Consider the following 8,143-nt stretch of genomic DNA (forward strand, 5'->3'; position numbering starts at 1 on the left):
GGTATCAAGGCGGCAACCAACTTGGTGCTGTGCTTATTTCCCTTTGAATTGCCTGTGTATGAGCAGTATGATCATCCAGCGATCTGCGTTGGACATCCGCTACTACGCACTATAGATCAAGCGCTCGTTCAGACGCCGATGACCCAGCTACGTAGTGAGCTAGTCTGGCACAATGATGGCTTACAGCAGTTTTTTACCAGCCGTTTCGATGCAGTCAGTCAGCTCATCTGCGTGATGCCAGGGTCGCGCCGCAGTGAGATTACTGCTATTTTACCGGTGATGCTTGACGGTATTCAAAAGCTCATACTCCTAGATCCAAAGCTATGCTTTATTATCCCAACGGTTGATCAAAACCATCAGTATATTGTACAAGAGGTAATCGATAAGCGCTCAGAATCACTGCGAGCTGCAATCGTTGTGGTTTATGATGACAGCCTACCTACCTTTAGTCAGCAGGCAATGGCAGCCTCTGATATGGTCATGCTTGCCTCAGGTACAGCAACCCTTGAGGCGATGCTACTTGAGCGGCCTATGGTTGTGATCTACCAGTTAAATCAGCTGACTTATCAGGTTGCTAAGCGTCTGGTCAAAGTGCCTTATGTCGGACTGCCCAATATCTTGGCAGGCGATGCCATCATCCCTGAACTCATTCAAGAGCAAGCAACGGGGGAGAACATTTGCCGTACTGTCATGCAACTGCTCCAGCCGCGCGCTTATGATGAGCAATTAAGGGCTTTGATTGAAACCAAAAAAACTCTGCAACAGCAAAGCAATCACAATCCTGCCAATAGCGCCGTGCAACAATATTATGCCCAAAAGGTTCGGTATTTCAAATCATAAATATTAACAATAAGTCCGCTAAGTTATGAGTCAAATAGAGCAGATCATCGTACTCGACGATACTATCGGGAACATTGATATTAAAGATCAATATGTCAGTTTAAACGCACCGATTACGTTATCAGGTCAGCTCAATATCACTAAGCTGATCACTGATAAAACCTTCAGTTCTATGTCATCACCATTACAAATAGGGGTAGATGAAGCAGGTCGCGGTCCATTACTCGGCTGCGTTACTATAGCTGCCGCTATCTTGCCTAATACCTGGTCAGATCTAATTGAGCATCAGCCGTTACAGAACACGCCGCTCTGTACACTCACTGATTCCAAAAAGCTCAGTGAAAAAAAACGCGATATTCTATATCCGCTCGTGCAAAAGTATGCACTTGGTTTTGTTGTCGCTGAGATACCTGCTGCGGTGATCGATCAGATTAATATTTTGGCCGCAACCATGCTCGGTATGCGCTTATGTAGTGAAACGTTGCTAAAGGCAATAGCCCAGCATTTCGCTACAATAGTGGTAGGAGGGCAGAATGAGCTCAATAAAGAACAGATTGAGATACTCATCGATGGTAATCGCTGTCCAGATCTTGACTATTTAACACTTGAGAAGCTAGGGCTACCACCATCCGCCATTGATTGCCAAGCTTGGATAAAAGGGGATGCGCGTCATACCAGTATAGCGGCAGCTAGTATCTTGGCAAAAGTCAGTCGCGACAAAACTATGTATGAGATGGATGCGCGGTATCCAAACTACACTATCGCCCAGCATAAGGGCTATCCGACTCGTGCACACATAGCTGCTATCGATACCTACGGCGTATTGCCGGAGCATAGACGTAGTTTTGCGCCCATAAAACATATGCAATGAATACACTCATCATAACTGTATTTAATCAAAACAATAACATCTGCTAGTAAAAATAGCCTAAGTAATAATACTTAAATCCCTGAAATATAACATATTTTGGATATAAACAATTTGATAAATAATGTCTCATTACTATTGAAAACTGTGTATCTTACGTTTATAGTTTGTAACTAGAGTCTAAACAGCATTCTAGTATTATCAAACAATCGAGGACTGATGATGGTTTCAACACTGGCAGCGAAGCGTTCAAGCGCACTACTTTTTTCTATTTTGTTTCTAGCAGCATGTGGGGGCGGTGGGGGCGGTGGTGATGGTGGGGGCAGCGATTCAAACACGAGTTCTGGCGCAGATGAAGCTGTTGAGCCGAGTGTACCTAGTGAAGTAGAGAGTGATATTATAGTCTCAGACCCAATTGTTTCAGACTCAGATACCTCCGTACCTGATGAGCCAGAGGATGAACAAGATGATCCAGTAGACCCAGCCCCTGTTGCTTTAGACAATGATACTAAAGCTGCGCTAGCTGCTAATAACACGATCAGTCTGGCACGTACTAGTTGCGGTCTTAATGGTTTGTCAGATGACGCAGAGCTTGGCAATGTTGCTATTAAACACGGTAATTATATTAGACATGTGTACGCCAACAGCACACCTACATCCTTTAATGCCCATACTGAAAACTCTATTAGCGACATCGCTGCGGTTACAGGCAACAATAATCCTTTTTTCGGTGGGGTGAGTTTTGGTAAGCGTTTATCTAATGCAGGCTATAGCAACGTCAACCATGGCGTTACCGAAAATATTGCGCAGACAGTATACTATAGCACTGCTGATAATATAGTCGCGTCAGAAGTTGCTGCGCTCTCGATGACTAAGTCATTACTAGCTGCACCTTACCATTTACGTTCGCTTATGATGCCAGGGTCGAGTCTAACAAGTTCAAGTATGGTTGCCTACGAGCCGTTTAACAAATCGGGCTTTAAACATGCCAAAGGCTATGTGCTGGTCAATCATGCAGCGGTGACCGATTCAAGTAAAAATAACACTGTTGAGGGTATCTTTACCTACCCTTGTAATGGCGTTACTGGCACAGTTACTGCCCTTTATAACGAAAGCCCCAATCCATTTAGAAATCCAAATGGTGGATTGCCTACTAGAGATTTGCGCACTAATCCAATCGGGCAACCTGTTTATATCAACATGCCTTCAGCCCAAAGTATCAAAGTGAGTAACATAAAGTTCCGTGATATGAAACGCAATGTCGATATACCGGTCAAATTGTTGGATAGTAATGATGATCCGTTTAAAGGGACCAATTTTGAACTACCAGCAAATGAGGCCTTTATCATGCCGCTCACAGACAGTCTAAAAAGCTGCGAGGCTAAACGTACTCAGAATCAAAGTCAGCAGTGTGGACTGTATGGTAATAGTGAATACCGCGTCAGCTTCGACGTCTTAGTCGACGGTAAAGATATGCAAAGCAAATCGTTTACCTTTAAGACAGGCAAAGTAAGTTATTAGTATACAAACAAGGTCAGTCTACTAAAATTGCAACAGACTCAATAGACAATAAAAAGTATAAGGTATCCCCTTATACTTTTTTATTTGTCTTTTACTTAAACTATCTAAAGATGATGAATGGGGTTCAAGGTCGAATTTGACCGTTATCAGATAATCAAATCATATAGGGCAGTTAATGAGCGCTAAATCGTCAAGCAATTACTCAGGAATACTGGTTATTTTACTCCTGTTGCTACCCGCTCATGATGGTATAGATAGAACCTACTTAAGCGATATTTATATCAAAGACTTTGATGCATTAGTGACTAATCTACGAGCGGATACTGAGAATGGCATAGGGAATAAGACGCCGATTGATGTGACTAGTAATGATAGAGCAGTAGATAATCGTATTGATGACAGTGCAGCAGGTCTAGAAAATGAAAACGATGATGATGTCGCCTTGATGGCCAATAACGAGTTTAACTCAGCAAGACGTCATTGCGGGTTAGATACCTTATCGCTAGATACTGAGCTGACCAAAATTGCACTACAGCACGCCAACTACATTAAATATGCCTTTGAGAATGCGGCGGTGACTAGGTTCAATCCGCATTACCAAATAGCTATTAAGGATATCGATTCGGTAACGAGTACAAATAATCCGTACTTTAGTGGACTCGATGTCCAGAACCGAATGTTTAATGCAAACTATCCTAATATAAATTATGGCATCACAGAGAACATCGCCCAGACAAGATATTATCATTCAGCAGGCAGACTCATCTCTCCTAGCATTGCTACGACTTCGATGGCAAAGTCATTAATGGCAGCGCCTTATCATTTGCGCTCATTGATGACGCCGCAATCAAAACTCGTCGGTACAGCAGTAGTCGGCTACAAACCTTTTGACATGGATAAAGACAATAATCAAGGCTATATGCTAGTCACCAATGCAGCGGCGACAAGGGCTACATCAAGAGCAGCATTCTCTGGCGTTTTTACTTATCCCTGTCAAGGTGTCACTGAAACGGTAACAGGACTCTATAACGAAACGCCCGATCCTGTAAAGCATACGGGCCGTAATTTGAGTACTGATCCAATAGGCCAGCCCATATATATCAATGTGCCAAACGCTAAGCAAATTCAAATCATCAATGTTGAGTTTTATGATATTGAGCGAGATATAAATGTGCCCACGCACATCCTTAGTTATCAGAACGATCCGTATAAAGATACAGAGTTTGCACTGCCAGCGAACGAGGCTTTTATATTGCCTATTACTGATGCGCTAAGTAGCTGCAGGGGCATGACGAGAAAGAGCAAGAACTGCGGACTACATGGTAATAGTGAGTACCGAGTCCGCTTTGATATTGTACAGAGTGATAATCGTATACAGAGTCAGTCGTTTACCTTTAGAACAGGCGCTGTGAACTACTCGTAATATAAAGTGAAATAGGCGATTTATCTGTCGTTGTATTGATCATCTAAAACGAAGATCCTGGCTGCTTTAAAAACTCCTCTTCTTTGTCAGTAGATGTGCGACCCAGCACTTCATTGCGATGCGGATAACGGCCAAACTGATCAATAATGTCTTTATGACGATGCTCAAAGTCTAAAGTATTTGCATCGTTTAACTGCTTAAACAGAGGCAAGTAACGCTCATGAATCATAGCCGATTCTGAATGCATAAAGGGCATAATCGTAAATCTGCGCCACTCCATAGGCAAACTATTAAAATGCGGCTGCTCGATGGCTTCTTGCGCAAGGACTAACGCCATACCATCTTGAGCAAAGGCGCAAGCCTCGTCGCGGCATAGATTGCGCGAGAACTGATCAAGCACAATAATCTCAGCCAAACGTCCTGCCAGCGCTGTGATTGAGCTATTGCTATCAGCAGTCGCGTCTGCAATACGCCAGCTTACGCATTCACCTTGTTTAGCAGCTTGCCAAATATCACCAAATTTGTCCGCTATCTGCTGATCAAAATTGTCATTTTGTTCAAACCAGCAGGCCTCGTTGTCCTTATCAAACCAAAAATCCAATACTGCGCGGGCGTCAATATTGAGATGCGTCAAGTCGATATTCTTGGGATCGAGCTGTGATGAATGAGCTTGGTTTGAGGCGTTGGAATAATCAGTAGATAGCGACATAAGATATTCTAATTATGATGGATTTAGTCTACTATAGCGCAAATATTTATATCTGTCATGATGCCAACAGCAGCTATTAGGTAACCTCTTATGAATTCTAAAAACGCCGTAAAAACTCCTAACTCCGCACTACCGCCAACCCCTTATTATCTGCTTGACGAAGCGGCAATCGTTGCCAACATGCAGATTATTGCTCGGCTATGTGAATTATCAGGCGCGAAAGCATTGCTCGCGCTTAAATGCTTTGCGACTTGGGGCGTATTTGATGTTATGCAGCCTTACTTGCATGGTACAACCTCATCATCACTCAACGAGGTGCGGTTAGGCTATGAAACTTTTGGTGATAATGCTGACAATAGTAATGAAGGTAGTAGCAAAGACAAAAAAGAAACCCATGCCTATAGCGTGGCCTATAGCGCAGGCGAGATTGACGAAGTACTAAGCTATGCCGATAAGATTATCTTTAATTCTATCTCACAGCTTAATAGCTTTAAAGATAAGGCTTGTGCACAGAATATTCCAGTAGGACTACGCTTGAACCCAAAGACTAGCAATTCATCTTTTATCATTGCTGATCCAGCGCGTCCCTTTAGCCGTCTGGGTGAGCATGACAAAGATAAGATTGCCGCGGTGCTTGGTGATATCACAGGTGTTATGATCCATAACAACTGCGAGAACGACAGCTTTGCAGCCTTTAGCGAAAGTTTGGCTGATATTGAAGATAGATTTGGTGACGTGTTGGCGCAGCTTGACTGGGTCAGCTTAGGCGGCGGCATTCATTTTATCGCCCCTGATTATCCACTAGAAAAACTCGCTGATAGATTAAAAGGCTTTAGTGAAAAATACGGCGTACAAGTCTATCTTGAGCCGGGTGAGGCAAGTATTCATGGCGCAGGCTCATTAGTCACCACAGTATTAGATACTATGCACAATGAAAAGAACTTAGCTGTCGTCGATGCTTCTATTGAAGCGCATATGCTAGATTTACTGATTTATCAAGAGTCAGCGTCTATCGCTACTATTAATGAGAGTGTCGTTGATATAGTTCCTGTGAATAAAGAGCAGGCAGATGATGATACGATTATCTACGGTCGCTCATGTTTGGCAGGTGATATCTTTGGCGAGTATGCACTACCTAACCAGTTACAGGTAGGTGATACCATCGCGTTTGGTAATGCCGCAGGCTATACGATGGTGAAGAAAAACTGGTTCAATGGCGTGGGCATGCCAGCGATTGTCATTCGTCGCCTTGATGGCAGTATCTATATTCAGCGCAAGTTTGATTACCAAGATTACAAGGATAGCTTGTCTTAAATAACTGCGTTGCTCAATCTGCTTAAACGCTAAAAAACAAAGGTTTAGAGATAACTATCTGTAGTTTTTGTTACTGTATTTTTATACATTATTTTTACTATTAACAGAATAAAAATTGTTATAATCGCCACGGGCAAATAGCTATCGACTAAAAACGATGTTTGCCCGACGGGTGCGTGGGTTTTCCTCGGTCTTCCTTTTTCATTCACGCACATCATTCACTCGTTGCTGTTTTGCATAGCCATATCACTGGTATCGACAGGGACACAAAGGAGGATTGTTCATTGAACACAAACCAAACCAAACCCAGCAAAAAAGACGTACTTATCATCGGTGCAGGCGGCGTCGCGCAAGTAGTCGCCCATAAATGTGCGATGCACAATGACGTGCTCGGCGAGATTCATATTGCCTCTCGCACCAAGGATAAATGTGATGCCATCGCTCAGAGCGTAAAAGACAAAGGCAGCTTTAAGCAAGCTGCTGTCTTGCATACGCATGAAGTCGATGCTATGGATACTCAAGCTGTCATCGATCTTATCAACGATACCGGTATTCAAATCTTAATTAACGTCGGCTCGGCATTTATCAATATGACCGTATTAGAAGCTTGTATCGAGACGGGTACAGCCTACATCGATACCGCCATTCATGAGGATCCGCGCAAAATTTGCGAGACGCCGCCATGGTATGACAACTATGAGTGGCAGCGTCGTCAGCGCTGTGCGGACAACAATGTCACGGCGATTTTGGGCGCAGGCTTTGATCCTGGTATGGTCAACGCTTATGCGCGTCTGGGCTATGACATGATGGATGCAGGCTCAGTCACTGATATCGATATCATTGACATAAACGCTGGCGATCATGGTAAGTATTTTGCCACTAACTTCGATCCTGAGATTAATTTTCGTGAGTTCACGGGAACCGTCTACTCTTGGCAAGATAGCCAGTGGCAGTCGAATAAAATGTTTGAGGTCAAACGTACTGACGATTTGCCAGTCGTTGGCATGCAAAACAGCTACTTGAGTGGTCATGATGAAATTCACTCATTGTCAGCCAATTTAGATGTGCCCAATATACGCTTTTGGATGGGCTTTGGTGAGCACTATATCAATGTGTTTACCGTCTTACAAAGCTTAGGTCTGTTGTCCGAGCAGCCGGTAATGACTGCCGAAGGGCAAGAAGTCATTCCATTAAAAGTGGTCAAAGCGGTACTACCAGATCCAAGCTCGCTGGCGCCAAACTATACGGGCAAAACCTGTATTGGTGATAAAGTTAGAGGCAAGATTAATGGCGTTGATAGCGAAGTATTTATCTATAATATCTCCGATCATAAAGACGCCTATAATGAGGTCGGTAGCCAAGGGATCTCTTATACCGCAGGCGTGCCTCCTGTCGCGGCTGCTATGTTAATCGCCACAGGCGAGTGGGACGCGGGCAAAATGGTCAACGTCGAAGAGCTGGATGCCAA

The 8,143-nt window shown here is 43.6% G+C and carries 7 protein-coding genes; 6 read left to right on the forward strand and 1 reads right to left on the reverse strand.

Annotated features, from left to right (window positions below; all coding sequences use genetic code 11):
- The 4 genes from ACTXGO_RS07235 to ACTXGO_RS07250 all read left to right on the forward strand — a co-directional run.
- Positions 1–840: lipid-A-disaccharide synthase (locus tag ACTXGO_RS07235; RefSeq protein WP_443573866.1), on the forward strand; the 840-nt coding region annotated here is incomplete at its 5' end.
- Positions 841–865: 25 nt separating this feature from the next.
- Positions 866–1,711 carry a ribonuclease HII gene (locus ACTXGO_RS07240; RefSeq protein WP_443573868.1) on the forward strand — a complete coding sequence of 282 codons (846 nt, stop codon included), beginning with the start codon at positions 866–868 and terminating at the stop codon, positions 1,709–1,711.
- Positions 1,712–1,927: 216 nt separating this feature from the next.
- Positions 1,928–3,229: a CAP domain-containing protein gene (locus ACTXGO_RS07245; RefSeq protein ID WP_443541526.1), complete on the forward strand. Its 1,302-nt coding sequence runs from the start codon at positions 1,928–1,930 to the stop codon at positions 3,227–3,229.
- A gap of 175 nt (positions 3,230–3,404) precedes the next feature.
- Complete coding sequence (locus tag ACTXGO_RS07250; protein WP_443541525.1) at positions 3,405–4,652, forward strand: CAP domain-containing protein; 1,248 nt, start codon at positions 3,405–3,407, stop codon at positions 4,650–4,652.
- A 43-nt stretch (positions 4,653–4,695) separates the two neighbouring features.
- Here ACTXGO_RS07250 and ACTXGO_RS07255 read toward each other — a convergent pair whose 3' ends face one another.
- Entirely contained in the window at positions 4,696–5,271 is a 576-nt protein-coding gene (locus ACTXGO_RS07255) for a DUF924 family protein (RefSeq protein ID WP_435951028.1), read from the reverse strand.
- A 180-nt stretch (positions 5,272–5,451) separates the two neighbouring features.
- Here ACTXGO_RS07255 and ACTXGO_RS07260 point away from each other — a divergent pair, with 180 nt between their 5' ends.
- Positions 5,452–6,675 carry a carboxynorspermidine decarboxylase gene (locus ACTXGO_RS07260; protein WP_443541523.1) on the forward strand — a complete coding sequence of 408 codons (1,224 nt, stop codon included), beginning with the start codon at positions 5,452–5,454 and terminating at the stop codon, positions 6,673–6,675.
- 284 nt (positions 6,676–6,959) lie between these two features.
- The coding region (locus ACTXGO_RS07265) for a saccharopine dehydrogenase family protein (RefSeq protein WP_443573869.1) at positions 6,960–8,143 on the forward strand (1,184 nt) is incomplete at its 3' end.

This window comes from Psychrobacter sp. T6-1, from assembly GCF_052258445.1.